Source organism: Chitinophaga sp. 30R24 (genome assembly GCF_049056765.1).
Taxonomy (GTDB): domain Bacteria; phylum Bacteroidota; class Bacteroidia; order Chitinophagales; family Chitinophagaceae; genus Chitinophaga.
This window is the reverse complement of record NZ_JBJGXX010000001.1, coordinates 44,569-69,617: the sequence shown is the minus strand read 5'-3', so window position 1 is coordinate 69,617 and position 25,049 is coordinate 44,569. Positions and strand designations below refer to the sequence as shown.

The following is a 25,049-nucleotide window of genomic DNA, read 5'->3' as shown; positions in this document are numbered from 1 at the left end:
GAGATGAACGTTATATTATTTGTTATTAAGGAGATCCGCAATCGGTTCTTTTAACTGATCTATATCTCCGGCACCGGCAGTAATGAGTAGTGGTATCTCCTGTGTACGGAGGTATTCCACAACTGTTTCTTTCGGTACTACTTTTACGGGTACGGTTACCTTTTCTGCGATCATTTCACTGCTAACACCAGCTATAGGCAGTTCACGTGCCGGATAGATAGGAAGCAGTATCACTTCGTCTGCCAGGGAAAGACTTTCAGCAAAACCATCTGCCAGATCACGGGTACGGGTAAATAAATGCGGTTGGAAAACCACCGTACTTTTTTTACCAGGGAACAATGCTTTAGCGCTACTGATGAGGGCCCGCAATTCTTCCGGATGGTGTGCATAATCATCAATGTACACTTGCTGGTTGTTCTTTACCACATATTCAAATCTGCGCTTAATTCCTTTGAATCCGGCCATGGCAGTTTTTATCTTATTGCCGTCGATACCCAGTAGTTGTGCTACGGTAATAGCTGCTACTGCGTTTTCTACGTTGTGCATTCCGCCTATATGCAGTGAAATGTCTTTGAGTATCCAGTCTTGCTGTACTACATCAAACTCATATCCGCCGTTATTCAAACGGATGTTGGCAGCATAAGCATTGGCAGCATCGTTTTGTAAACTGTACAACAACTTGTTTGTTGCATTGAGCTCGTTATTCCGGTGCAGGCCAAACTTAGCAATCAGCGTGCCATTGGGTTTAATATTGTGGGTATACTGGATAAAAGCATCTTCCATTGCCATTGGAGTGCCGTAAATGTCCAGGTGGTCTGCATCCATGGCAGTTAATACGGCGATATCCGGACTTAATTTCAGGAAGGAGCGGTCATACTCATCTGCCTCAATTACAGCCACGCCTCTTTCGCTACTCCAGAAATTTTTATTATAGTTCACACTAATGCCACCGAGGAAGGCATTGCAACCATATCCGCTATCTGTCAGTAAATGGGCGATCATAGTGGATACGGTAGTTTTACCGTGGGTGCCGGCAACAGTGATGGCAAACAGAGAACGGGTAATTTCTTGTAATACATCGCTGCGTTTTACCACTTCATAACTATGCTCATGGAACCACTGTAATTCTGTATGTGTGGCAGGTATCGCCGGCGTGTATACGATCAGGTTAGCCGCTTTATCTGCCAGGTTAATATCATCTGTATAATGGATTTGCATACCTTCTGCTTCCAGCTGCTTGGTAAGCGCTGTAGTGGTGCGATCGTAGCCGCTCACCTGCACGCCTTTTTCATTGAAAAAGCGGGCGATGGCGCTCATACCGATACCACCTATTCCGATAAAATAAACCCTATGTATGTTATTCAAATCCATATCTTCTTCTAAACGCTAAATTATTTCCAATACCTGTTTTGCGATCACCATATCTGCATTGGGGTTACCCAGTTTGCCGATATGGTTTTCGAGTTGTTCCATCAATGCCTTATTCTGCACGAGGCTAAACAATACATTCCCCAGCTGCGCAGATACTTCACTATCTTTAATTATTAAACCTGCCTTTTTGTTCACCAGGTTCATCGCATTAGAGGTTTGATGATCTTCCGCTGCAAAAGGATAAGGCACAAATATCACTGGTTTCTTTACTACGCAAAGTTCAGCGATAGCCAATGCACCGGCCCTGGATACAACTACATCTGCCGCTTTATAAGCAAAGTCCATTACATTGATGAAATCGTGTACTTTAATATGCGATTCATAACGCGCTGCTGCTGCTTTGGCCGTTTCGAAATACGGTTTGCCGGTTTGCCAGATCAACTGGATGTCTTTATCTACCATTGCAGACAGTAATGGCGCCAGTCCTTCGTTAATGGATTTAGCTCCCAGGCTGCCGCCTACCGCAAAGATGGTTTGCTTTAAAGGGCTTAATCCAAATTGCCGTAGGGCGTCTTCCCGTGTTACTGCCGACTGGGAAATGTTATTTCTCACGGGATTACCAGTTAATACCAGTTTATCTGCCGGGAAAAATTGCTCCATACCATCGTAGGCTACACAGATCTTCTTTGCTTTTCTGCCCAGTATTTTATTGGCTTTGCCTGCAAAGGAGTTTTGTTCCTGTATGAGGGTTGGAATGCCCATTTTCTGCGCCCTGTTGAGGATTGGGAAACTGGCATATCCACCAACGCCTACTACTACATCTGGTTGAAAGTTTTGCAGAATGGCTTTTGCACGCCGCAGACTTTTCCAGATTTTAAAAGGTAACAGTATATTTTTTAAAAGGTTGCTGCGATTAAATCCGGCTATTTCCAGTCCTTCGATAGGATAACCAGCCTGCGGCACCTTTTCCATTTCCATTTTTCCGGTTGCACCAACAAATAGTATGTTGATGTTGGGTTGCAATTTCTTCAACGCATTTGCGATCGCTATCGCGGGGAAAATATGTCCCCCGGTACCGCCTCCTGCTATGATCACTTTGCGTTGCATATTATTCTTACTAACTATTAAAATGATGTTTTATAAATATTTATCAGGCAACTGCCGCTTTTTCTGTGTTCGCCATTACTTTTTCCAACCGTTCTTTTTCTGCCTGTTTACCTTCCATTTCTTCCACATTCCTGGATACGCTCAGGATAATACCGATTGCCATGCTGGTGAATAATACGGAAGATCCACCCATACTTACCAGTGGGAGGGTAACTCCAGTAACTGGAAACAGGTGCACATTTACCGCCATGTTCGTGAGCGCCTGTATTACCAGTGTTACACTGAGGCCTACGGCTAAGAATGCGCCAAAGGCGTATGGGCATCGCCGGTAAATCCGGATACTTCTCAATAACAGGATCATGTAAGCAGCCAGTATGAGGAATGCGCCCAACATACCATATTCTTCAATGATCGTTGCGTAGATATAATCTGAATAGGCATGTGGCAAAAAATTACGCTGGGTACTGTTGCCTGGTCCCTTGCCCAAAATGCCGCCGCCTGCAATCGCGATGTTAGCTTGCTGTACCTGGTAGGGAGTTTCGGTATGATCTCCATGTATGAAGTTATCGATACGTTTTTCCCAGGTTTTAGTCCTCATTTCAAGGTTGGTTACCTTGGCAATCAGGAACAGTAGCATCACCAATACAGTGCCTGCAGCGATCATAGAGGCTAGGAACCTAATGGGTACCCTGCCAATAAAGCAGAGCAGCATACAACTGGCGCCCAGCAGTAGGGCGGTACTCATGTTGGCTGGCATAATCAGTGCGCAAACAATACCTACCGGTATGATAATGGGCAGAAATCCCTTTTTGAAATCGCTGATCATATTTTGCCGCCTGGAAAGTTGCCTGCTTACATACATGAAGATGGCCAATTTGGCTACGTCAGAAGTCTGGAAAGTAAGGTTAATGATCGGTAGGCTGATCCACCTGCTGGCTTCATTCAGGCTCCGGCCAAAGGCCAGTGTATACATCAGTAGGGGTATGGATATCAGAAATCCTATTTGCGCTACTTTAGCGTAAATGGTATAATTTACCCGGTGCGCAAAATAGATGATCACGAGCCCCATTACCAGTACTACCAGTTGTTTCAAGAGGTAGTACTCCGTATGGCCGCCTCTTTCGCGGTAAGCGAGAGAGCCGGTAGCGCTATATACGGCCAACAGGCTTACCAGCGACAGAAAAATTACTATCGTCCAGATTACCTTATCGCCTTTTGTCCTATAGAGCAACGTAGTCATACCAGTTTGGCTTTTAGCGGCTAACTATCCGCATTTTGTTGTTTATAATGTTGTTTATCTTTTATTTTCTATTTAGTAACCTTTTATTATAGTATTAACGGCCAATAATTTTCAGCAGGCCGTTAGAGTGCCAATACTTCTTCCTTAAATTTCCTGCCTCTGTCTTCGTAATTTTTAAACAGGTCGAAGCTGGCGCAGGCCGGCGACAACAGTACGATGTCTCCTTTTACAGCCTGGTTAAAGGCTTCCTGTACAGCATCGTGCATACTGCTGGTGTTGATCATTACCGGGGTGTCTTTTGATAATGCGGCAAAGATTGGCGCATTATCTACTCCCATGCAGATGATAGCTTTTACTTTTTCTTTCACCAAGTCGCGGATAGCATCATAGTCGTTACCTTTATCCACACCGCCCATGATCAGTACGATGGGCCTATCGAAGCTTTCCAGCGCAAACCAAACAGAGTTTACGTTGGTAGCTTTACTATCGTTAACAAAATCTACCCCCTTTATGGTAGTCACATATTCCATCCGGTGTTCCAGGCTTTCAAATGAAGCCAGGCTTTCGCGGATCTTTTCTTTCCTGATATCCATGGTCCTTCCTGCAATTGCTGCTGCCATTGAATTATACAGATTATGTTTTCCCTTTAAAGACAGGTCATACATGGACATGATCACCGGATCGCCGTTGACATCTATGTGCAACTGGTCGTTGGCTAAGTAGCCGCCTTCTTTCAGTGGTTTCATGATGGTAAAAGGTATTGATGCTGAATAAATGGGTTGCTGCGCTAAATGCCGCATGATCTCTGGATCATCCATGCAGTAGATGAAGTAGTCTTCAGCTGTCTGGTTCATGGCGATCCTGAATTTAGACGCTACGTAATTTTCCATTTTATAGTCGTAGCGGTCCAGGTGATCAGGCGTAATATTCAGCAGGATGGCCACATTGGGTTTAAACTCCCTGATGTCATCCAGCTGGAAGCTGCTGATTTCAATCACATAATACTCTGCCGGTGCAGTTGCCACTTGCCTTGCCCAGCTAATGCCGATATTGCCTACCATCGCCACATCCAAACCTGCGTTTTTAAAGAGGTGGTAGGTGAGGGCAGTTGTCGTGCTTTTGCCGTTGCTGCCGGTAATGGCAATGATCTTTTTACCTGTCGAGAAGCGGTAGGCCAGTTCTATTTCGGAAATCACCGGTACCCCTTTTTCGCGTACCTTTTTCATCAACTCCGATTTCTCGGGAATACCCGGGCTTTTTACAATTTCATTTGCATCCAGCACGATATCCCAGGAGTGGTGACCTTCTTCAAAAGGGATCTGATTTACTGCCAGTTCCTGTTTATAATTGTCTTTTATAGTGCCGCCATCTGATACAAATACATCATATCCTTGCTGTTTTCCCAGCAAGGCCGCGCCAATACCACTTTCACCGGCTCCTAATATGATGAGTTTGTGCTTCATTTTCGTATATTCTTCTTAGTTAGATTTATTAATTATCTCATTTTCAATGTAGCGATAGAAAATACCACGCACATGATAGTAACTATCCAGAAACGCACCGATATTTTGCTTTCGTGGTATCCTAGTTTTTGGTAATGGTGATGAAGCGGCGACATTTTAAATAGCCGTTTGCCTTCGCCATATTTTTTCTTGGTATATTTAAAATAGGATACTTGTAACATCACCGACAGCGATTCTACCAGGAATACCCCACAGAAAATAGGGATCAGCAATTCTTTGCGCACAATAATGGCCAGCGATGCAATAATACCTCCCAGCGCCAAGCTGCCGGTATCTCCCATAAACACCTGTGCTGGATAGGCATTGTACCAGAGGAATCCCACGCATCCGCCCACAAAAGCTGCAATGAAAATAGATAGCTCTCCGAGGTTTGGGATATACATGATGTTCAGGTATTCGGCAAACTGTATGTTACCGGATACATAAGCAAAAATACCCAGGCCTACGCCTATTATCCCCGACACTCCCGTAGCCAGTCCGTCCAGCCCGTCTGTTAAATTAGCGCCATTAGAAACGGCGGTAATAATGAAGATGACGATCAGGATATAGATCACGTAGGTATATTTTTCTGCTCCTGGAATCCAGGAGATTAATTTGGCGTAATTGAATTCGTGGTTTTTAACAAACGGGATCGTAGTGATAGGTGTTTTCACATCTGCAAAGCGTTGGCCCTCCCGGGTTACCCTTTCAGGATGGCTGGTGATCTGCCTTTCATAGGGAGCCAGTTTTTTGGCGCCTATTACCTCCCTGGATACCACTACGTCGTTGTTGAAATACAATGTGCTGCCCACAATCAATCCCAGACCTACCTGGCCCATGATTTTGAACTTGCCTGCCAGTCCTTCTTTATTCTTTTTAAATACTTTGATATAATCATCCAGGAAACCGATCAGTCCTAACCAAATGGTAGACAGGAGGATCAGCCATATATATACATTCGCGAGTTGTGCAAAAAGTAGGGTAGGGATTACGATAGCAGACAGGATAATAAGGCCGCCCATAGTAGGGGTACCTTTTTTGGTGTTCTCTCCCTGCAATCCCAGTTCCCTAACGGTTTCACCAATCTGTTTACGTTGCAGAAACTTAATAATACGTTTACCCAGCAGCAAAGAAATAACCAGCGACAGCAGTAATGCCATTGTTACCCGGAAGGTGATATACTGGAACATCCCACCGCCGATGACGCTGATCTTAAATGCAGTTTTCAGGTAATTTAAAAAATAATATAACATATGTTTTAGTCATCACCCATCACCCATTTTTACAAGGCGACGAGCTTTTAAGTCATTGGATGATTAAGTACTCTTATTCTCTTATTTACGTTATTTGTCCATCAACTTCATCATGTCCAGCAACACTTCCTTATCATCGAAGTGATGTTTCACTCCTTTGATTTCCTGGTATTTCTCATGCCCTTTACCTGCCACAAGTATGATGTCTTCTTGGTTAGCCAGGGATAGGGCTGTTTTAATAGCTTCCGTCCTGTCGGTAATAGAGAGCACTTTTTTCTTCAGGTGTACCGGGATACCGGCTTCCATTTCATGGATAATTTCCACTGGATCTTCCGAGCGGGGATTATCTGAAGTAAGGATTACCCGGTCGCTGTTTTCCACGGCTACCTCTCCCATAATAGGACGTTTGGCAGTATCCCTATCGCCGCCGCAGCCTACTACCGTAATCACCTGTTCGTTGCCTTTTCGCAGGTTTTTGATGGTAGCCAGTACATTTTTCAATGCGTCTGGCGTGTGTGCATAATCCACAATGGCGATGATCCGTTCTTTTGCTGAAATGATATAATCAAACCTGCCTTCTGCGCCTGAAGTATTGCTGAGGGCCTGTAAAACTTTGGTTTTGTTGATGCCCAGCAATACTGCTGCGCCGTATACAGCCAGCAGGTTATACGCGTTGAATTCACCGATCAGGCGGAAGTGCACTTCTGTATCTCCTATCAGCATAACCAGGCCGGTGAGATTATTTTCCAGGATCTTTCCTTTAAAATCTGCCAGGGTGCGTAAGCTATAGGTGGCTTTTTTCGCCCTGGTATTTTGCAACATTACCTGCCCTCTTTTATCGTCGAGGTTAGTAAGTGCAAACGCGGTAGTAGGCAGCTGATCGAAGAAAGACTTTTTCACGCGGATATACTCATCAAACGTTTTGTGATAGTCCAGGTGATCGTGGGTGATATTACTGAAGATACCCCCTGCGAATTTTAACCCGGCAATACGTTGCTGGTGGATAGCGTGGGAGCTTACTTCCATGAACACATACAGGCAACCATCTTCCACCATCCTCGCCAATAGGGCGTTTAGGCTGATAGGGTCTGGAGTGGTATGTGTAGCGGGTACAACAGTGTCGCCTATCTGATTTTGCACCGTAGACAGCAAGCCGCAGTGATAACCCAGTTTGGTGAACAGTTGGAACAGCAAAGTAGCAATGGTGGTTTTGCCATTGGTACCTGTTACGCCTACCAGTTGTATTTTATAAGAAGGGTTCTCATAAAAATTACCTGCCATAATACCGGTGGCGGCTGCGCTATTGCTTACCTGCACATAGCAGATATTATCGGACAGCTGCTCAGGCAGTGTTTCACAAATGACGGCGATAGCCCCTTTTTCGATAGCTTTTTCAATATACACATGACCATCTACGTGTACACCTTTCACCGCAATGAAAGCATCTCCGGCTCCGATGGACCTGGAGTCGGTTGCAATGGCATTTACGGGAATATCAGTATTCCCGTGTACCGCTTGTATGCTTACATTATACAATATGTCGCGTAGCGTCTTCATCTAGCTCAGTTCTATTACAATAGTTTGTTCGTTTCCTATTTTAGTGCCACCGGGAAGTGATTGTGTTTTCACTTTACCGGCGCCTTTTACTACTACCCGCAGCCCTGCATTTTCGAGCAGGTAGAGTGCATCTTTTAGTCCCATTCCGGTTACGTCTGGTACGGCGCCCTTAGCTTGTACTACTGGTTCGAAAGCGATCTTACGGTCTGTTACCCTTGCGCTTACCCAGTTATTGTTACCTGGGATGCTGCTGGCAGGCAGTTGCAGGGTAGCCAGGATCTGTTTCCATTCGCTGCCTTTACCATTTTTGAGTGACAGCAGTGTATCGAGTTGCCTATTTGCCTGCAGTGGTTTTTGTTTTTCCACTGCCACCGCATACAGTTTATCTGCTACCTCCCTGAATACAGGACCCGCTACGTTGGCGCCGTAAAAGCGTAACGCATGCGGTTTGTTTTTGATCACCACTACGCAGGTATACTGCGGATCTTTTGCGGGAAAATAACCTGCAAAAGAAGACTGGTATATTTTATCGGCATAGCCCCGGTTGCCATTGGCAACGAGGGCGGTACCTGTTTTACCGGCGAAGTCGTAGTAGGGACTGCGCAATTTTTTAGCAGTACCATCTATCGGTACACCTTCCAGCATGGCCTGTACCTGTTTAAGCGTGTTTTGAGAACAAATGCTATCCATTAGTACAGTGGGTCCAAACTGTTTAACTACCTGGCCATACTCTTGGATAGAGTTGACGAGGTAGGGTTTCATCATTTTACCGTTGTTAGCCACTGCATTGTACATCGTACACGTTTGCAGGGGGCTGATCAGTACTTCGTATCCGAAAGCCATCCAGGGTAAGCTGGTATTGCTCCAGGTTTTGGAAGCAGTAGTTTTAATAACAGGTCTTCCTTCGCCTACCAGGTCTATACCGGTACTTTGGTCGAGCCGCAATTTTTTCAGATGGGCTACAAAGTTATTCGGTTGCCGGTTATAAAACTGCCAGGCTAGTTTTGCCATTCCCACATTGGAGCTAAGCTCAAATGCGTGTTTTACCGTTACATTTTGCGGGCCGGGATGCGGTTCTGAATCAAAAACCGTTCTGCGTCCTACCTGCCAATGGCCGCCATCCATGTTTATCATTGTATTCATGGTGGCATATTTATCTTCCAGCACAGCAATCACGGTGGCCAGTTTAAAAGTGGAACCTGGCTCACCTACCTGCAATGCGTAGTTCATATCTTCCCAGTAGCTGCCATCGGGTTGCCTGCCGAGGTTAGCGATGGCTTTTATTTTGCCTGTTTTTACTTCCATGAGTATGCAGGTGCCATGTTCAGCTTCATTTTGCACCATCATGTTGGTGAGGGCTGTTTCCACAATGTCTTGCATATTTACATCGATGGTGGTCACCACATCCCTTCCATTTTCCGGTTCAATATCATAGCCATCTACAGGTACATAGGTACCGCCGGCGATGCGGCGCATCAGTCTTTTACCGGTAACGCCTTTCAGGTAATCGTTGTAGGTTCTTTCCAGGCCTACACTTTGTGAGTTTTCACGGGCCAGCCCGATGGTTCTGTTAGCGAGTAATTTAAAAGGGTTGATACGTTTGCTCTTAGATTCAGCGATCATACCGCCTTTATTTTTACCCAGCCGGAACATAGGGAATCCGCGTAGTTCTTCGTATTGACCGAATGGCACATCTCTTTTCAGCAGAAAGTAGCGGTCCTTTGATTTATATCCTTCCTGCAATAGCTGTTTGTAGGACGTTTTGGTACGGTCGCCAAAAAGAACAGACAGCCGGTAAGCTAAGGAGTCGATGTTTTCCTGGAAAACCTGTCCTTTTTTATCACGGAGGCCATCGGCGGCAAAATCTATGCGGATGTCGAAATAAGGAATGGAGGTAGACAGCATTCTGCCTTCCTCAGAGTAGATAGTGCCTCTTTCTGCATCCAGTGCTACATATCCGGTATGCAGGCTATCCGCCATGCTACGCCAGTAATTGCCTTGTACGTTCTGAATATAGAATACTTTAGCCAGGATAGCCACGCCAAATAGTGCCATGCCAATCAGGCACAGATACACTCTCCACAATATGTCCTTTTTTACATCCACGAAGTTGTTTTATGAGCTGCGAGCGGTTAGCTGTTAGCTACGGGTGAATTTTATTTTTATAAGTTGCCGGCTATTAGCGTTTAATCAATAGCCAATAAAATTTGTTGTACCGGCAGCCAGTTTTTCTGGCGGCTGGTGTGTTTATGAAATCTGCCATTTGCGGTTTGCAATAAGTGGTTTAATTGGGAAGTCATTATTAGCTGATTGCCCTTAGCTTTCAACCAGGTGGCCTTTGTAAAAGGCGGATGGTTAATTGCTAAAGGCGAATCAGGAGCTTGCCAAAACCAGTTTTACCAGCAATCCCGACTGAGGTTTTAGATCAGGCAGGACGTATCAGGCATTAACGTTAAAATCATTTTTCTGTTTCCTTTTTCAGCACAATTTTTTGTGGAGGGGAGCTGAGTTGTTTGAGGCCCAGCGGCTCTACAGATTTGCTGACTTCACTCATTTTGCTACGAAACATGAGCTCACTCTTCACGTTGATATACTCCCACTTGAGCTCTTTAATTTCTTTGCCAAGTTTGTTTATACGCCGGATTTTCTTTTCAGCCAGGTGGCTATTAGCGATATAGAGCAATGCCAGTACAGATAGGAATCCGATGAAGGGCATGTTTTGCACCAACGCACTATAATTGATGCGCAAACGCCATTCTTTTTTTGGTTCCGGGGAAATAGTGTTTTCTTCTTCAGCCGGAATATCCTGGTTTGTTTCTATAGTTTCTTCCTGCAACACGCTCTATGCCTTTTAAAAAAATTGACAATATAAACCTGAACGTAAATCAAACAGATGTGTATAGGATAGGGTAGGATGCGTAGGGCGGTTTAAGGCCCCGTCACTGATTTTTTTCGGCTACCCGCAGTTTTGCACTTCTGGATCTTCCATTGCGCTTCAATTCTGCATCGCTGGCGGTTACCGGTTTTTTTGTGATTAATCTGAACAATTTAGGGGGTGTTTCTTTTGCAAACGGATCATCCGGTGCTTCTTCAAAACTTCCTGTCTTCATAAAATTTTTCACCATCCTGTCTTCCAACGAGTGGAAGGTAATGACGGCGAGTCTGCCACCCGGTTTAAGTACACCGGTAGCCTGCTCCAGTAAATCTTTCAAAGCGCCCAATTCATCGTTAACGGCTATACGCAAAGCCTGGAATACCTGTGCCAGATATTTCTGGGGGTTTCCTTTTACGATAGGTTGGATCACGGATTTAAATTCAGTGATGGTGCGCATGGGGTGTGTTTTGCGCTGCTTTACAATTGTTTGGGCCAGGGTTTTAGCGTTGGTTACTTCCCCATAGTCCTGGAAAATTTGTTGTAACCGTGCTTCTCCCCATGTAGCCAGCAATTGAGCGGCAGTAAATTCGGTTCTCGTATCCATCCGCATATCCAGGTCGCCATCAAAGCGAATGCTGAATCCTCTTTCTGCTGTATCAAACTGGTGCGAGGAAACGCCCAGATCTGCCAGTACACCATCTACCTGCGCTGCTTTGTGTAGTTTAAGAAAGCGTTGCAGGTGACGGAAATTTTGCTGTACAAAAGTTACGCGTTCGTCTATAATCCTGTTACGGTAAGCATCTTCATCCTGATCAAATACTATCAGCCTGCCTTTTTCACCCAGTTTCTCCAGTATGGCGCGTGAATGTCCTCCACCTCCAAACGTAGCATCTACATAAGTTCCTTCCGGATTAATATGCAATAGCTCCGTTGTTTCCTGGAGCAAAACGGGTAAGTGATATTGTTGTTCTCCCATATGCTCCCCCCTTTAAATTGAAATATTGTTGTCTCCTCCTCCCATTACCTGTTGTGCCAGATCACTGAACGCTCCTGGTGAGAAATTTTCAAAGAACTCCTGGTATTTACCTTTATCCCAGATCTCGATTTTATTTGTTGCTGCTGCCAGCACAATATCTTTTTCCAGATTGGCGTAAGACAGCAGGTTTTTTGGTACCAGTAGTCTTCCCGCGCTGTCTAACTCCAGAATAGTAGCCCCGTTTAAGAAGTATCGTCTGAATTCCCTTACTTTAGGATCAAAGTCATTCAGTTTGCTAATACGCTCAAAAATAGGCTGCCACTCATTCATGGGATACAGGGACAAGCATTTTTCAAACCCTCGGTTAATCACAAACTGTCCTCCGGCCCCGTCTGTTATCTGCTTTTTGAATCCGGCAGGTAACAGAAAGCGTCCTTTTGCGTCCAGCGTCGATTCATATTCACCGAGAAAACCTGTCATACCATGGGGCAAAGTCCTTGAAAATCCAATTTCTAACACAAAATAACACTTTTTCCCACTTTTTAACGAAAAAATACTTTATAAATTTTTTCCACAGGTCGAATTACTTGTTTATAAGGCTTTTATGCCTTATTTATGCATATAGGTGTGCATTATTTTATCCACTATGTTGATAATATGTTCATAACATTGCATTATATGTTTATAACCTGCGAATCCCATACATTACGGGTTATTGCCCGGAAAGAAACCAGACCTGAAAACGAGCTGTCACGCTATTTATGTGTATGCTTTTTTTCTAATCTGATACTTTTTTACCTTTAGTATCACGACAAAAATTTATTTATTTACTCACCGTACAAGACGGCCCAACAAACGTGAAAAATTTCAGTTTCAGCGATTTAATTCCCCCTTTTGCAAAATTTTAACAGCAATGAAAATCTCTCTGCCTTACATTTACATTTAATTCTTAATTTTGCCACTCTTTTATGCGGAAATTTTTATTGTACATCCCTGTTTTTGCGCTAATCGTAGCTACTTCTTGTAATAACCAGTTACGGAGGATAGAGAAAAGCAACAACTTTGAAAAGAAGTTGGCATATGCCGACCAGTTGTATCAAAAGAAAAAATACAACACAGCGCAAACACTCTATACTGATCTCTTGCAGGTATACAAGGGAACAGACAAGTTTGAGGCGTTGTATTATAATTACGCATATTGTTCTTATTATGTAAAAGACTACGTGCAGGCAGCTTTTCACTTTAAAAACTACCTGGACGTATTTCCTAACAGCCCAAGAGCCCTGGAGATAGATTATATGCAGGCTTATTGCTATTATAAGCAGTCGCCTAAAGTATCATTGGATCAAACCAATACCATGAAGGCGATTGCTGCTATGCAAACTTTCGTGAATAACTATCCCACTTCCGATAAAGTGGCCGAAGCGAACCTGGTAATTGAACTGTGCAGACGTAAACTGGAAGAAAAAGAATATAACAGTGCCGAATTATATTATAACCTGGGCTATTTTAACGCAGCCGGTATTGCCTTCAAAAGCCTGATGCGCAATTACCCCGACTCTGACAAGAGCGATGGATATAAAGTAATGGCTATCAAGTCTTACTATAATTATGCTAAGAATAGTATTCCGCAACGGCAAAAGGAAAGATACACTACGGTGATCGATGAGTATCTGGACTTTGCGGACCACTACCCAAACAGCAAATTAAAGGTAGATGCCGAAAAATTTTATAACTTAGCACAAAACAACATAAAAACACTGGATAATGAGCAAGCTAAAGCGCAGTCTAACCAGTAGTCTTAATCCCTGGGTAGAAACCAAAAATACTACCGATATTAAGAACAGAACTGGTAATTTATATGAGTCTATTGCCGTGATAGCCAAACGCGCCAATCAGATCAATATTTCCGTGAAAGAAGAGCTCCATTCCAAACTGGAAGAGTTTGCCAGCCATACAGACAATCTGGAGGAAGTGCACGAGAATAAGGAACAGATCGAGATTTCCCGTTTTTATGAAAGACTGGCAAATCCGGCTATCCAGGCTACACAGGAGTTCCTGGACAACAAAATTTATTTCCGCAAGAACGACGACGATTTGTTTAGCTGATCCGCTACGCCTTATTTTGTGAGGTTCGCGATTGCGAAAAATAAAAATATTAATTTCATGGCGGCAGAATGAGTTCTGCCGCCTTTTTTTATATACCATGGACGCTAATAACATTCTTTCCGGGAAAAAGATCCTGCTCGGCGTTACCGGCAGCATAGCTGCCTACAAGGCCGCTACCCTTATCCGCTTGCTGGTAAAGGAAGGCGCCGTGGTGAAAGTAGTGATGACCCCAGCTGCCGCAGGCTTTATTACACCGCTTACCCTGGCTACCCTCTCTAAAAATGAGGTGCCCATGAATATCAGCGACCATAATAGTTGGAATAATCATGTTATGCTGGGGCGTTGGGCAGATGTAATGCTTGTGGCGCCTGCTTCTGCCAATACTATCGCTAAAATGGCCCTGGGCCTGTGCGATAATCTCCTGTTGGCGGTATACCTGTCTGCTACCTGTCCCGTGTTATTTGCACCCGCTATGGATGAAGATATGTGGCGTCATCCGGCTACCCGCAGCAATGTAGATAAACTTGTTGCCTATGGCCACCTGCAAATCCCTATTGCTTCCGGAGAACTGGCCAGCGGCCTTTTCGGAGAAGGGCGTATGGCTGAACCAGAAGAAATGGTGGCTTTTCTGCAACAACATTTCCTGAAAAAAGAAGGTGCTGGCTCCCTGCCATTAAGCGGACAAACCGCTATCGTAACCGCAGGGCCTACTATAGAACATATAGATCCTGTACGTTATATCAGCAACCATTCCAGCGGAAAAATGGGCATTGCCATTGCAGAAGCACTGGCCGCCGCCGGTGCCAATGTACAACTGGTGCTGGGGCCTACGCCGCTGCAAACTACCCATACGGGAATTACTACCTGGCGCATTCAAACTGCCCAGAATATGTACGACCAGGTAAATGCCTTGTACCCACAAGCAAATATTGTAGTGGCCGCCGCCGCAGTGGCCGACTACCGTCCGGCTGTAATCGCCGACCGTAAAATCAAAAAAGGGGAAGCGCAGTTACATATCGACCTGGAAAAAACACCTGATATCCTCCGCTCCCTGGGCGACCATAAAGGGGCCGGACAATTGTTGGTGGGTTTCTCCCTGGAAACCAACAATGAAAGGGAATACGCGCTCAAAAAGCTGCGGGAAAAACACCTGGACCTGATTGTGATGAACTCCCTTGCAGATGCCGGCGCCGGATTTAACTATGATACCAACAAGGTAACCCTGTTCGATAAAAATGGAAAGGAACAAAGCCTTCCACTTAAATCAAAACAAGAGGTTGCCAGGGATATTGTTTCCGCTATAATTGAATTGCAACATGCCTAATCGTTTCGCGTTCATCATGCTGCTGGTAGGCGCATGTACCTTTTGCTGTCGTTCTGCCCATGCCCAGGAGATCAGGGCCAACGTATCTGTTGTGGCCAGCCAGATACAGGGAGTAGACCGGAAAGTATTTACCAGTTTACAAAGCGCTATCCGGGAATTCCTGAATAACCGCCATTGGGCTACAGATGCTTTTACGGCTTCTGAGCGTATTGAATGTAATTTTCTGCTCAATATAACCAGCAGCCTGGGTAGCGACGCTTATAAAGCTACCCTCACTATACAGGCTACCCGCCCTGTGTTTAACAGTAGTTATCTGACCAGCTTGCTGAATATACAAGATAAAGAAGTGGCTTTCCGGTATGTAGAGTTCCAACAGCTGGAATTCAATGATAACCGGGTGGGTGGCAACGATCCCATGGCTTCCAACCTTACTGCAATACTGGCCTATTATGTAGATATTATCCTGGGAATGGATTACGATTCTTTTTCTCCCCGGGGCGGAGATATATACTTTAAGAAGGCATTGAACATCGTTAATAATGCACCCGATGGAAAAGATATTACCGGTTGGAAGGCATTTGAGGGTAACCGTAACCGTTATTGGTTGCAAGACAACTTGCTCAATGCCAAGTTCCTGCAGTTCCATGATGTTATGTACCAGTACCATCGCCAAGGATTAGATGCCATGTATGATGATGTGAATAAAGGCCGTGCTGCAGTACTGAACTGCCTGAACATGTTGTACGCTATCCACCAGAATATGCCTAATTCCATGCTGATGCAAACCTTTTTCAGCGCTAAAAATGATGAATTGCTGAAATTATTTTCCAAGGCGATGCCACAGGAGAAAAGCCGTGCAGCCGAGTTATTGTCTCAGCTGGATATACCCAATGCACAAAAATACCAACAGATGAAGTAGTGCTTCATCGCTAAAAATTATCAATGAATCAAATATCGAAGTATACTGCCCTCGGTTTAATTGTGTTACTGCTATTTGCCTGTGGAGAAGGCGAAAATGTGCCGTCAAAATATCTTTCTAAAGAAAAAATGAGCAGCATTATGGTGGATATGTCGTTAGCAGACGCTTACAGCAATGAGCTGCTGGTGCAACAACCATATACGCCTGCTGCAGATTCGCTCCGGCAGGAGCGGGTGAAAGTGTATTACCGCCAGGTACTGGACCTTCATAAAGTAAGTGTAAAGGAATTTATGGAGAGCTACAGGTATTATGAGGCGCACCCCAATAGATTAAAAGACGTGCTGGAGCTGGTACAATCTAATCTGGCTGTGAGAAAACTGCAACTGGGCAACCCCATGGATGAGAATGCGCCTGTACGTTTCCGCGTGAAAAGCATTTTCCCTTATGCAGACAGTGTATTGCTGCTGCCAAAGTCCGATACCATCCGGCCTTTTGTAAAGCGGCAGCCATAATTTATAAAACACCAAAACATGAACAAAGTAGTAGCTAATGCCGATGATGCCATACGGGATATAAAGGATGGCTCGGTGTTGATGCTGGGAGGGTTTGGTTTATGTGGTATTCCGGAAAACTGTATCAGCGCCCTGGTAAAAAAAGGGGTAAAAGATCTTACCTGTATTTCCAATAATGCAGGTGTAGATGATTTCGGATTGGGCCTGTTATTGAAAACAAGGCAGATCCGGAAAATGATGTCTTCTTATGTAGGAGAAAACGCAGAATTTGAAAGGCAACTATTGGCAGGAGAGCTCGAAGTAGACCTGATTCCACAAGGAACCCTGGCTACCCGTATCCAGATGGCAGGCATGGGCATCCCTGCCTTTTTTACGCCTGCGGGTTACGGTACCGAGGTCGCTGCAGGAAAAGAAGTGCGTGAATTTAATGGCAAACCCCATCTGATGGAACTGGCGCTGCCGGCAGATTATGCCATTGTAAAAGCCTGGAAAGGAGATACTATGGGCAATCTGGTATTCCGTAAAACCACCCGTAACTTCAGTACTTCCATGGCTAGGGCCGGCAATATTACCATTGCTGAAGTAGAGCACTTGGTACGGCCAGGAGAGCTGGACCCTGATCAGATCCACGTACCCGGAATCTATGTGCACCGCATTTTCCAGGGTAGTAATTATGAAAAACGGATTGAACGGAGAACCGTAAAGATCTGACCCCATTTTTTCCACTTTTTTTCAAACCTTATTGATTATGTCTCTCGATAAATATGGTATCGCTAAACGCATTGCCAAAGAACTGAAAGACGGAATGTATGTAAACCTTGGCATCGGCATCCCCACATTAGTATCTAACTATATCCCTGAAGGTATTTCCATTATGTTGCAGTCGGAAAACGGCATATTGGGGACGGGCCCTTATCCCGTAACAGAAGAGGTGGATGCAGACTTGATCAATGCCGGGAAGGAAACCGTGACCTTATTGCCTGGTGGTAGCTTTTTTGATTCTGCAGAGAGTTTTGGGATGATACGCGCTGGAAAAGTAGATCTTACTGTATTGGGCGCTATGGAAGTGTCCGACAAAGGTGATATTGCTAACTGGAAAATTCCAGGGAAAATGGTGAAAGGCATGGGTGGCGCTATGGACCTGGTAGCCTCTGCCAGGAATATTATTGTAGCCATGATGCACACCAATCCTAAAGGAGAAAGCAAGTTGCTCCCACAATGTACCCTGCCGCTCACCGGTGTAAACTGTGTAAAAAAGATTGTAACGGAATTGGCGGTACTGGATGTAACCCCCGATGGTTTTAAGCTGTTGGAGCGGGCGCCTGGTATAAGTGTGGAAGAGATACGCGCTAAAACTGCCGGGCGGCTGATCATTGAAGGGGATATTCCTGAAATGGCTGGATAAGATTATTACGTATATACATTGCCGTGCCCTGCTTTTTTATCATAAAAAGCAGGGCATTTTTTAATGGTAGTTACAGCTAAATGTACAGGTAGCTTTAGTGGCTGGTATGAGCTTGTTATGAGGCTGGTAATGGGCCTCAGCAGGTAGATTAAGTCAGATATTTAGTTTTCTTATACATAGTTTTTTGAAATAAAACCGGTAATTCTCAAAGTTCGGAAATCGCTAAATAAGTGGTAACTTTCACTTTGCTAAAATAGTTCGAGGTGCAAGTTGGATTTCTTTGTTATAACGGTAAATACATCCCTGCGGCTGATCCGATTTTTACAGCAGACAATCGCTCCTTCAGATATGGGGATGGATTTTTTGAAACCCTGAAGGTATATCAGGGAGAGGTGTTGTTGGCCGATCTTCATTTTGAGCGGTTATTGGCGTCTTTGCATTTACTGCATTTTGATATTCCCACTCATTTTACGAAAGCCTTTTTTATACAGCATATATTGGACCTCTGCAATAAAAATGACGTGTCGCAACTGGCCCGTGTAAGAGTGGCTATATTCCGGTCTGACGGTGGATTATACGATCCGGTGAATAACCTGCCTAATTACCTTATTCAGTGCTGGGAACTCAGTGAAACAGCACTGGAATTAAATGAGGAGGGGCTGGTAGTAGACATTTTTCCAGATGTAAGGAAGAGTTGTGATAAACTTTCCTCCATTAAGTCAAACAATTGCCTGCCTTATGTAATGGCAGCCTTGTACGCCAAGCAACATCAATTTCAGGAAGCTATTCTCCTGAATCCATACGGGCGAATAGCCGACAGTACGATTGCCAATGTTTTTATGGTACGTAATAAGGTAATATACACGCCGCCCCTGTCGGAAGGTGGTGTATGTGGCGTGATGCGTAAATACTTGTTGCAGTCGGAACTACCTTTTACCATAGAAGAAAAACCGATCCAGGTAGAAGAACTGGAAACGGCGGATGAAATATTCCTAACCAATGCAATCTATGGTATCCGTTGGGTGGGCGCGTTCCGGGACAGCCGCTATGGTAATAGCGTGGCCGCTATCTTACACGAGATACTGCACGAAGGCATCCTGAAATAACAACATCATCCTTATGGAAAAAGTAAATCTCTGCTGGTTGCGTCGCGATCTGCGACTCAACGACCAGGCGGCGCTGTATCATGCATTGCGCGCAGGGGAACCTGTAGTGCCAGTATTTGTTTTTGATACCCAGATACTAGACGACCTGGAAGATAAAAAAGACCGGCGGGTTACTTTTATTTATGAAGTACTGGAAGCATTACAGCGGCAGCTGGAAGGCTATGGCGCTTCGCTGGATGTATTTTACGGTACTCCCGAAGCAGCATTCCGTTACTGGACCGGTAAATATGAAGTAGCAGCCGTATATACCAACCACGACTATGAACCCTACGCCAAAAGCAGGGACGCGCTTATTGCCGGACAGTTGAAGGTGAAAGGCATTGCTTTTCATACCTATAAAGACCAGGTGGTATTTGATAAGGGAGAAGTATTGAAGGATAACGGTGAGCCATATACGGTATTTACACCTTATAGCCGGAAATGGCATGATACACTTACTTTTTTTTACCTGAAGCCTTACCCCTGTGAAAAATATATGCGTGGGTTCTATCAGCAAGCGCCAATACAGTTTCCTGCATTGAAGGAGATGGGTTTCCTCGCTGGAGAAAAACATTTTCCTTCCCATTACTTGCAGGAAAACGTGATCGCTCACTACGATCAAACCCGTGATTTTCCGGCATTGGAAGGCACTTCCCGGTTAGGTGTTCATTTACGCTTTGGCACGGTGAGTATACGCGCCGTGATGCAACAGGCTATGCAACTTAACAGCACTTTCGCTAAAGAGTTGATATGGCGTGAGTTTTACCAGATGATCCTTGAGTATTTTCCACATGTGGTGGGGCATGCTTTTAAACGGGAATATGATAAGATACAGTGGCGCAATAATGAAGTAGAATTTGAACGTTGGTGCAATGGAGAAACCGGTTATCCTATAGTAGACGCAGGTATGCGGGAATTGAACGCTACAGGCTATATGCATAACCGCGTACGTATGATCACTGCCAGTTTTTTAACCAAACACTTATTGATCGATTGGCGTTGGGGCGAAGCTTATTTTGCTGCCAAATTACTGGACTACGACCTGGCAGCCAATAATGGAGGCTGGCAATGGGCAGCAGGTTCCGGTTGCGATGCAGCCCCCTATTTCAGGGTATTTAACCCTACTTTGCAAACGCAGAAATTTGACAAGGACTTTAAATATATCCGCAAATGGGTGCCGGAGTTTGAAGGCTTCGGTTATGTAAAACCCATAGTGGTACACGAAGAAGCGAGAAAAAGGGCATTGGAGGCATATGGAAAAGCGTTGAGGAGCTAGCTTTTAGCCGCCAGCTCCCGGTGTAGTTGCCCAATGCTGCTGCCGGTCGTTATCCTCCGGCGCGCGTTTAAGCGGAATTAATTACGTATTTTTTCCGCTGCTTCCATTAAGGCCTGTACAGCGGCTTTTCCCTCCTGGCCAAGGTTCAGGCTGAAATCATTTACATACAAGTCTATATGTTGCCGCATAACCTGTTCATCCATCTCTTGCGCATGTGATTTTACATAATCAGATAGTTGGGGGTAGGTACTATAGCTGTTTTGCAAGCTGCTATGGATGAGGTGGTCCAGTTGGGCGCGGGTTGCTTCCGGTACATCCTTACGGATAAAAATGCCGCCGAGTGGAATGGGATTACCTGTGGTTTTTTCCCAGTATTCACCCATATCCATCAGTTTTACCAATCCTTTCAACTGATAGGTAAAACGGTTTTCGTGAATGATCACGCCTACATCTGCCGCTCCGCTTAATACCGCGTTTTCTATCTCGGAAAATACCATTACTTTTTTGTTCTTCGCTTCCGGGAAAGCAATGGAGAACAGGAGGTTGGCGGTAGTGTTTTCGCCAGGGATGGCGATGGTGAGATTTTTTATTTCATCCAGTGGAATATCTTTCTTCGCAATCAGCAATGGTCCGCAGCCGCGTCCTAGTGCACTGCCACTGTTCAGCAGTTCATATTGGTCTTTTACCTTCAGATACACGGCGAAGCTGAGCTTGGTAACGGCCAGTTTGCCTTGCAGGGCCCAGTTGTTAAGCGTTTCCACATCTTCCAGGTGGGTGTCAAAAGTGAAATCCTTGGTGTCGATTTTGTTATTTACCAGTGCATCAAAAATAAAAGTATCATTCGGGCATGGCGAAAAACCTAGCGATAAATGCATATATTATCAAAATTTTAATGTTAATGACGGGAGACCGGCGAGCTTTTCTACGGTGTTTATCACTTCTTCGTTCAAGTTTTTTACCGCCAGGGGAATCTGCCATTTGCTTTTGTCCCTTATTTCCACATAGTTAGAGATACTACGCAATTGGAGAAAGGGTACTCTTTCCAGTAGGCAGGCATAGTGGAAAGCGGCGCCTTCCATGCTTTCTATGTCTGGTGCATATTTACTTTCCAGTTTCCGGATAGTGGCTTCGCTACCGCTCACCAGGTTTACGCTTACACCGGTGGCTTGTTGTAATGGCGGCAGCCAGGGGAGGCCGGAAAAGGTGTTTACCAGGCTATTGCCGGTAAACGGATACTGGGAGGGTTGCCAGAGTTGTATATCAAATAAATCTTTAAACTGATCATTATCTTCTGCGCCTAGGTCACCCAGGTATTCCTGGCGGATGAGCACCACACTGCCCAATTCCCATTGCTGCCGGAAAGTGCCGCCTATGCCGGCCTGAATGGCTATATCGGGCTGGTGCGTATCTAGGTTACGCCCCAGACTAAAGGCGGTATGCATCATGCCTATACCGGCAATGAGAATGTCTATTTCGCAGTTTGCAGCTGCAAAGGCCGGACGGTGTTGGTCCAGGTACTGTACAAATGGCTGTATTTCCAGTGTGGTAGCCGCGGTAACCAGTATTTTCATAATATAAAAGTAAGGTAAAAATGATTGTTGCCCGTGTAAAACAATTGACAGGAATAAGGATAAATTGGCACTACTCACTTAATAGTGGTATTTTTGCAAAAATTATTTTGCAGTAATGATTTATTTAACGCGAGTAGAGAACTTCAATGCAGCGCATAAGTTATCTAACCCGGCATGGAGCAAAGAAAAGAACGAAGAAGTTTTTGGAAAATGTGCCAACGAAAACTGGCATGGTCATAATTACGAATTACACGTTACCATTAAAGGAAATCCAGATCCGGAAACGGGTTTTGTATTCAATGCCAAAACTTTAGGAGTGATTATCCGGGATGTAATCATCGAAAAGATCGATCACCGGAATCTGAATATGGATGTCGACTTTATGAAAGGTAAATTCACCTCAGCCGAAAATCTTTCTATTGCCATCTGGGACCAGCTAGCCAAACACTTGCCTGCGGAAGTACAATTGCATTGTATCAAACTGTACGAAACACCACGCATATACGTTGAATACTATGGTGGAAAATAACCGACAGCATTGTTAAAATCATATAAGAATGGCGTATAATAAGATTGAAACTTACGATGATAAGATCACGTCTGATCTTATAGCGAACTATAAAGACTGTCTGCAGCTATTGGGTGAAGACCCTGAAAGGGAAGGTCTGCAAAAAACGCCGGAGCGGGTAGCCAAGGCCATGCAGTTCCTCACACAGGGATATCAGCAGGATGCACGCGAAATCCTGGATGGGGCCAAATTTACAGAGGCCTATAGCGAAATGGTGATCGTTAAAGATATAGAGTTATATTCTATGTGTGAGCATCATATGTTGCCTTTCTTTGGAAAGGCGCATGTAGCCTATATTCCTAATGGTTATATCACCGGCTTGAGCAAAATTGCCCGGGTGGTAGATGTATACGCCCGCCGTTTACAGGTACAGGAGCGTTTAACGCATCAAATACTGGATGCTATCCAGGAAACCCTGCAGCCACAGGGAGTAGCAGTGGTTATTGAAGCCCAGCATCTGTGCATGATGATGCGGGGGGTACAAAAACAGAACTCTGTGACCACTACTTCTGCTTTCAGCGGACAGTTTGAGAATGGTACCACCAGGGCCGAGTTCATGAAACTCATCTACAAATAGTTCCTGCATCGCTAATGTTTGTAGGAACACTACGCAAGGAGCATAAGGTAGGCAAAGGAGCAATGTTCATTGTGGCTCTTTTGCGTGCTTTATGCTCCTTATGTTATATTTCTCCAGCAAAACTATTCCTGTTAGGTGGCATTTAACAGGAGCCCTTGCTTACTTTACTTACTTATGTACCTTTGTAGTAAGTATTTTAAATTTTTTAATTTGATAAGCTAAAACATAAAATATCCACATGAAGCATGCTTACGTATTTCCCGGACAAGGCTCCCAGTTTCCGGGTATGGGCAAAAATCTGTACGAAACCAACGCAAAAGCAAAAGAACTGTTTGAACAGGCCAATGAAATCCTGGGTTTCCGCATTTCCGATATCATGTTCAATGGTACGGATGAAGACCTAAAACAAACTAATGTTACCCAGCCCGCAGTTTTCCTGCATGCTGTAATTGCCTTCCTGTGCACAGAACATTCACAACCTGAAATGGTGGCCGGGCATTCCCTGGGTGAATTTTCTGCATTGGTGGCCAACGGGGTATTGTCTTTTGAAGCAGCTTTGCGCCTGGTAGCTATCCGCGCCAATGCTATGCAGAAAGCCTGCGAGCAGCAGCCTTCTACCATGGCGGCAGTACTGGCCCTCGATGATGCTAAAGTGGAAGAAATATGTGCGGCTGTTACCGTGGAAACCGGAGAAATAGTAGTGCCTGCCAATTATAATTGCCCCGGCCAGCTGGTAATTTCCGGTACCGTTAAAGGAATAGAGATTGCCTGTGAAAGAATGAAGGCTGCTGGTGCCAAAAGAGCATTGGTATTGCCGGTAGGCGGCGCTTTCCACTCTCCGTTAATGGCGCCTGCCAAAGAAGAGTTACAAGCTGCTATTAACACAGCGACTTTTAATACGCCTTCCTGTCCTGTTTACCAGAATGTAGTAGCTACTGCTGTTACAGACCCGGCGCAGATCAAACAAAACCTCATCGATCAGTTAACCGGCGCAGTAAAATGGACACAATCCGTGCAGGCAATGATTGCAGATGGCGCTAAAGAATTCACAGAAGTAGGACCCGGTAAAGTATTACAGGGATTGATTCAGAAAATCAATAAGGAAACAGTTGTAAACGGCATTAATTAGCAGTTATAAGCTATCCGGATATACTGCAGCCAGTTTTTAGTCATCTCTAAAAACTGGCTGCTTTTTTTATTAACCGCCCCGCTGTGTAAATAGCTGGAGCGGAAAGTTATTGTAAGGCTATGCTTACATTGATCCATTCGGGATCGAATTGGTCGGTATATTTTTTATAGAAATTAATGGCGGGCGTATTCCATTCCAACACCTGAAACGTAATGCCATTCAGGTTTTTCATTTTTGCTTCTGTTATAAGTTGATCAAATAACAATTTACCGATGCCTTTCCCGCGCCATGCTGCGGTTACAATAATATCTTCCAGGTACATACGGCATCCCTTCCAGGTGGAGTAGCGGATATAATACAGGGCAAAGCCTAGTATGGTTTCCTGCCCATTGTGATGGGTAGTGGCTACAAATGCCTTCCATACTGGGTTGGGGCCAAAACCGGCCTCTTCAAAATGTGCCAGGGTAATGGTTACCTGTTCAGACGCTTTTTCATATTCGGCCAGTTCGCGGATTAATTCCATCAAACGCGGACAATCTTCTTTGCGTGCAACCCTTAACGCTATATTTTCCATTATTGTCGTAATTAATTGAGTTGGCTAAGATGCCGGGCTATCCCTCTGCTTTGCCCATT

General features: G+C 44.7%; 25 protein-coding genes. 12 read left to right on the top strand and 13 right to left on the bottom strand.

Translation table 11 applies throughout. The features are described from left to right. Positions 1–15: 15 nt before the first annotated feature. The 10 genes from murC to mraZ form a co-directional block, all read right to left on the bottom strand. On the bottom strand, positions 16–1,371 hold the full coding sequence (gene murC / locus ACDQ55_RS00285) for a UDP-N-acetylmuramate--L-alanine ligase (protein WP_420978997.1): 1,356 nt from the start codon (positions 1,369–1,371) through the stop codon (positions 16–18). A gap of 15 nt (positions 1,372–1,386) precedes the next feature. Then, positions 1,387–2,478, bottom strand: a complete 1,092-nt coding sequence (gene murG / locus ACDQ55_RS00280; protein ID WP_420978996.1) for an undecaprenyldiphospho-muramoylpentapeptide beta-N-acetylglucosaminyltransferase — start codon at positions 2,476–2,478, stop codon at positions 1,387–1,389. A gap of 43 nt (positions 2,479–2,521) precedes the next feature. Further along, positions 2,522–3,718, bottom strand: coding sequence for an FtsW/RodA/SpoVE family cell cycle protein (locus tag ACDQ55_RS00275; RefSeq protein WP_420978995.1), 1,197 nt, complete (start codon positions 3,716–3,718; stop codon positions 2,522–2,524). 122 nt (positions 3,719–3,840) lie between these two features. Then, positions 3,841–5,181, bottom strand: coding sequence for a UDP-N-acetylmuramoyl-L-alanine--D-glutamate ligase (murD, locus tag ACDQ55_RS00270; RefSeq protein WP_420978994.1), 1,341 nt, complete (start codon positions 5,179–5,181; stop codon positions 3,841–3,843). Positions 5,182–5,213: 32 nt separating this feature from the next. Continuing rightward, the gene (gene mraY, locus ACDQ55_RS00265) at positions 5,214–6,473 is read right to left on the bottom strand and encodes a phospho-N-acetylmuramoyl-pentapeptide-transferase (protein WP_420978993.1); all 1,260 of its coding nucleotides are present in this window, start codon (positions 6,471–6,473) and stop codon (positions 5,214–5,216) included. Positions 6,474–6,563: 90 nt separating this feature from the next. Beyond that, the gene (locus ACDQ55_RS00260; protein WP_420978992.1) at positions 6,564–8,030 is read right to left on the bottom strand and encodes a UDP-N-acetylmuramoyl-L-alanyl-D-glutamate--2,6-diaminopimelate ligase; all 1,467 of its coding nucleotides are present in this window, start codon (positions 8,028–8,030) and stop codon (positions 6,564–6,566) included. Then, on the bottom strand, positions 8,031–10,136 hold the full coding sequence (locus tag ACDQ55_RS00255) for a penicillin-binding protein (RefSeq protein WP_420978991.1): 2,106 nt from the start codon (positions 10,134–10,136) through the stop codon (positions 8,031–8,033). A gap of 352 nt (positions 10,137–10,488) precedes the next feature. Then, entirely contained in the window at positions 10,489–10,869 is a 381-nt protein-coding gene (locus ACDQ55_RS00250; RefSeq protein WP_420978990.1) for an FtsL-like putative cell division protein, read from the bottom strand. A gap of 100 nt (positions 10,870–10,969) precedes the next feature. Next, the gene (gene rsmH, locus ACDQ55_RS00245) at positions 10,970–11,881 is read right to left on the bottom strand and encodes a 16S rRNA (cytosine(1402)-N(4))-methyltransferase RsmH (protein WP_420978989.1); all 912 of its coding nucleotides are present in this window, start codon (positions 11,879–11,881) and stop codon (positions 10,970–10,972) included. A gap of 12 nt (positions 11,882–11,893) precedes the next feature. After that, positions 11,894–12,361, bottom strand: a complete 468-nt coding sequence (gene mraZ / locus ACDQ55_RS00240) for a division/cell wall cluster transcriptional repressor MraZ (RefSeq protein WP_420978988.1) — start codon at positions 12,359–12,361, stop codon at positions 11,894–11,896. Positions 12,362–12,849: 488 nt separating this feature from the next. Here mraZ and ACDQ55_RS00235 point away from each other — a divergent pair, with 488 nt between their 5' ends. From ACDQ55_RS00235 to ACDQ55_RS00195, 9 genes are all read left to right on the top strand, one after another. Further along, on the top strand, positions 12,850–13,680 hold the full coding sequence (locus ACDQ55_RS00235) for an outer membrane protein assembly factor BamD (RefSeq protein WP_420978987.1): 831 nt from the start codon (positions 12,850–12,852) through the stop codon (positions 13,678–13,680). Further along, on the top strand, positions 13,649–13,990 hold the full coding sequence (locus tag ACDQ55_RS00230; RefSeq protein WP_142683742.1) for a DNA-directed RNA polymerase subunit omega: 342 nt from the start codon (positions 13,649–13,651) through the stop codon (positions 13,988–13,990). Before ACDQ55_RS00235 ends, ACDQ55_RS00230 begins: the two co-directional genes overlap by 32 nt. 97 nt (positions 13,991–14,087) lie before the next feature. After that, a complete protein-coding gene (gene coaBC, locus ACDQ55_RS00225) occupies positions 14,088–15,314 on the top strand; it encodes a bifunctional phosphopantothenoylcysteine decarboxylase/phosphopantothenate--cysteine ligase CoaBC (protein WP_420978986.1) in 1,227 nt (408 codons plus the stop codon). Beyond that, positions 15,307–16,233 carry a DUF4835 family protein gene (locus ACDQ55_RS00220; RefSeq protein WP_420978985.1) on the top strand — a complete coding sequence of 309 codons (927 nt, stop codon included), beginning with the start codon at positions 15,307–15,309 and terminating at the stop codon, positions 16,231–16,233. Before coaBC ends, ACDQ55_RS00220 begins: the two co-directional genes overlap by 8 nt. A gap of 23 nt (positions 16,234–16,256) precedes the next feature. Next, positions 16,257–16,745 (top strand): DUF4296 domain-containing protein, encoded by a 489-nt coding sequence (locus ACDQ55_RS00215; RefSeq protein WP_420978984.1) that lies wholly within the window; start codon positions 16,257–16,259, stop codon positions 16,743–16,745. 18 nt (positions 16,746–16,763) lie between these two features. After that, positions 16,764–17,456 carry a CoA transferase subunit A gene (locus ACDQ55_RS00210; RefSeq protein WP_420978983.1) on the top strand — a complete coding sequence of 231 codons (693 nt, stop codon included), beginning with the start codon at positions 16,764–16,766 and terminating at the stop codon, positions 17,454–17,456. Between the two features lie 37 nt (positions 17,457–17,493). Next, positions 17,494–18,150 (top strand): 3-oxoacid CoA-transferase subunit B, encoded by a 657-nt coding sequence (locus ACDQ55_RS00205; protein WP_420978982.1) that lies wholly within the window; start codon positions 17,494–17,496, stop codon positions 18,148–18,150. Between the two features lie 263 nt (positions 18,151–18,413). Next, complete coding sequence (locus tag ACDQ55_RS00200; protein ID WP_420978981.1) at positions 18,414–19,256, top strand: aminotransferase class IV; 843 nt, start codon at positions 18,414–18,416, stop codon at positions 19,254–19,256. Between the two features lie 13 nt (positions 19,257–19,269). After that, positions 19,270–20,571, top strand: a complete 1,302-nt coding sequence (locus ACDQ55_RS00195; RefSeq protein ID WP_420978980.1) for a cryptochrome/photolyase family protein — start codon at positions 19,270–19,272, stop codon at positions 20,569–20,571. Between the two features lie 77 nt (positions 20,572–20,648). Here ACDQ55_RS00195 and ACDQ55_RS00190 read toward each other — a convergent pair whose 3' ends face one another. Beyond that, positions 20,649–21,446: a 1,4-dihydroxy-6-naphthoate synthase gene (locus ACDQ55_RS00190; RefSeq protein WP_420978979.1), complete on the bottom strand. Its 798-nt coding sequence runs from the start codon at positions 21,444–21,446 to the stop codon at positions 20,649–20,651. A 6-nt stretch (positions 21,447–21,452) separates the two neighbouring features. Further along, positions 21,453–22,142, bottom strand: a complete 690-nt coding sequence (gene mqnB, locus ACDQ55_RS00185; RefSeq protein WP_420978978.1) for a futalosine hydrolase — start codon at positions 22,140–22,142, stop codon at positions 21,453–21,455. Between the two features lie 115 nt (positions 22,143–22,257). Here mqnB and ACDQ55_RS00180 point away from each other — a divergent pair, with 115 nt between their 5' ends. The 3 genes from ACDQ55_RS00180 (at position 22,258) to fabD (ending at position 24,416) form a co-directional block, all read left to right on the top strand. Then, complete coding sequence (locus ACDQ55_RS00180; protein WP_420978977.1) at positions 22,258–22,671, top strand: 6-pyruvoyl trahydropterin synthase family protein; 414 nt, start codon at positions 22,258–22,260, stop codon at positions 22,669–22,671. Between the two features lie 28 nt (positions 22,672–22,699). Further along, on the top strand, positions 22,700–23,287 hold the full coding sequence (folE, locus tag ACDQ55_RS00175; RefSeq protein WP_420978976.1) for a GTP cyclohydrolase I FolE: 588 nt from the start codon (positions 22,700–22,702) through the stop codon (positions 23,285–23,287). A 238-nt stretch (positions 23,288–23,525) separates the two neighbouring features. Further along, a complete protein-coding gene (fabD, locus tag ACDQ55_RS00170; protein ID WP_420978975.1) occupies positions 23,526–24,416 on the top strand; it encodes an ACP S-malonyltransferase in 891 nt (296 codons plus the stop codon). Between the two features lie 106 nt (positions 24,417–24,522). On the opposite strand, the gene ACDQ55_RS00165 is transcribed toward fabD, so the two are convergent. Beyond that, the gene (locus tag ACDQ55_RS00165; protein ID WP_420978974.1) at positions 24,523–24,990 is read right to left on the bottom strand and encodes a GNAT family N-acetyltransferase; all 468 of its coding nucleotides are present in this window, start codon (positions 24,988–24,990) and stop codon (positions 24,523–24,525) included. Positions 24,991–25,049: the final 59 nt, after the last annotated feature.

What these genes read in the sequence shown, in the direction of transcription:
- mraZ (WP_420978988.1), bottom strand. Translation starts at nt 12,361, where the DNA reads ATGACAGGTTTTCTCGGTGAATATGAATCGACGCTGGACGCAAAAGGA.
- ACDQ55_RS00195 (WP_420978980.1), top strand. Translation starts at nt 19,270, where the DNA reads ATGGAAAAAGTAAATCTCTGCTGGTTGCGTCGCGATCTGCGACTCAAC.
- murD (WP_420978994.1), bottom strand. Translation starts at nt 5,181, where the DNA reads ATGAAGCACAAACTCATCATATTAGGAGCCGGTGAAAGTGGTATTGGC.
- ACDQ55_RS00205 (WP_420978982.1), top strand. Translation starts at nt 17,494, where the DNA reads ATGTCTCTCGATAAATATGGTATCGCTAAACGCATTGCCAAAGAACTG.
- coaBC (WP_420978986.1), top strand. Translation starts at nt 14,088, where the DNA reads ATGGACGCTAATAACATTCTTTCCGGGAAAAAGATCCTGCTCGGCGTT.
- ACDQ55_RS00165 (WP_420978974.1), bottom strand. Translation starts at nt 24,990, where the DNA reads ATGGAAAATATAGCGTTAAGGGTTGCACGCAAAGAAGATTGTCCGCGT.
- murC (WP_420978997.1), bottom strand. Translation starts at nt 1,371, where the DNA reads ATGGATTTGAATAACATACATAGGGTTTATTTTATCGGAATAGGTGGT.
- folE (WP_420978976.1), top strand. Translation starts at nt 22,700, where the DNA reads ATGGCGTATAATAAGATTGAAACTTACGATGATAAGATCACGTCTGAT.
- ACDQ55_RS00275 (WP_420978995.1), bottom strand. Translation starts at nt 3,718, where the DNA reads ATGACTACGTTGCTCTATAGGACAAAAGGCGATAAGGTAATCTGGACG.
- mqnB (WP_420978978.1), bottom strand. Translation starts at nt 22,142, where the DNA reads ATGAAAATACTGGTTACCGCGGCTACCACACTGGAAATACAGCCATTT.
- ACDQ55_RS00230 (WP_142683742.1), top strand. Translation starts at nt 13,649, where the DNA reads ATGAGCAAGCTAAAGCGCAGTCTAACCAGTAGTCTTAATCCCTGGGTA.
- ACDQ55_RS00235 (WP_420978987.1), top strand. Translation starts at nt 12,850, where the DNA reads ATGCGGAAATTTTTATTGTACATCCCTGTTTTTGCGCTAATCGTAGCT.
- ACDQ55_RS00190 (WP_420978979.1), bottom strand. Translation starts at nt 21,446, where the DNA reads ATGCATTTATCGCTAGGTTTTTCGCCATGCCCGAATGATACTTTTATT.
- ACDQ55_RS00180 (WP_420978977.1), top strand. Translation starts at nt 22,258, where the DNA reads ATGATTTATTTAACGCGAGTAGAGAACTTCAATGCAGCGCATAAGTTA.
- ACDQ55_RS00220 (WP_420978985.1), top strand. Translation starts at nt 15,307, where the DNA reads ATGCCTAATCGTTTCGCGTTCATCATGCTGCTGGTAGGCGCATGTACC.
- murG (WP_420978996.1), bottom strand. Translation starts at nt 2,478, where the DNA reads ATGCAACGCAAAGTGATCATAGCAGGAGGCGGTACCGGGGGACATATT.
- mraY (WP_420978993.1), bottom strand. Translation starts at nt 6,473, where the DNA reads ATGTTATATTATTTTTTAAATTACCTGAAAACTGCATTTAAGATCAGC.
- ACDQ55_RS00210 (WP_420978983.1), top strand. Translation starts at nt 16,764, where the DNA reads ATGAACAAAGTAGTAGCTAATGCCGATGATGCCATACGGGATATAAAG.
- fabD (WP_420978975.1), top strand. Translation starts at nt 23,526, where the DNA reads ATGAAGCATGCTTACGTATTTCCCGGACAAGGCTCCCAGTTTCCGGGT.
- ACDQ55_RS00260 (WP_420978992.1), bottom strand. Translation starts at nt 8,030, where the DNA reads ATGAAGACGCTACGCGACATATTGTATAATGTAAGCATACAAGCGGTA.
- rsmH (WP_420978989.1), bottom strand. Translation starts at nt 11,881, where the DNA reads ATGGGAGAACAACAATATCACTTACCCGTTTTGCTCCAGGAAACAACG.
- ACDQ55_RS00215 (WP_420978984.1), top strand. Translation starts at nt 16,257, where the DNA reads ATGAATCAAATATCGAAGTATACTGCCCTCGGTTTAATTGTGTTACTG.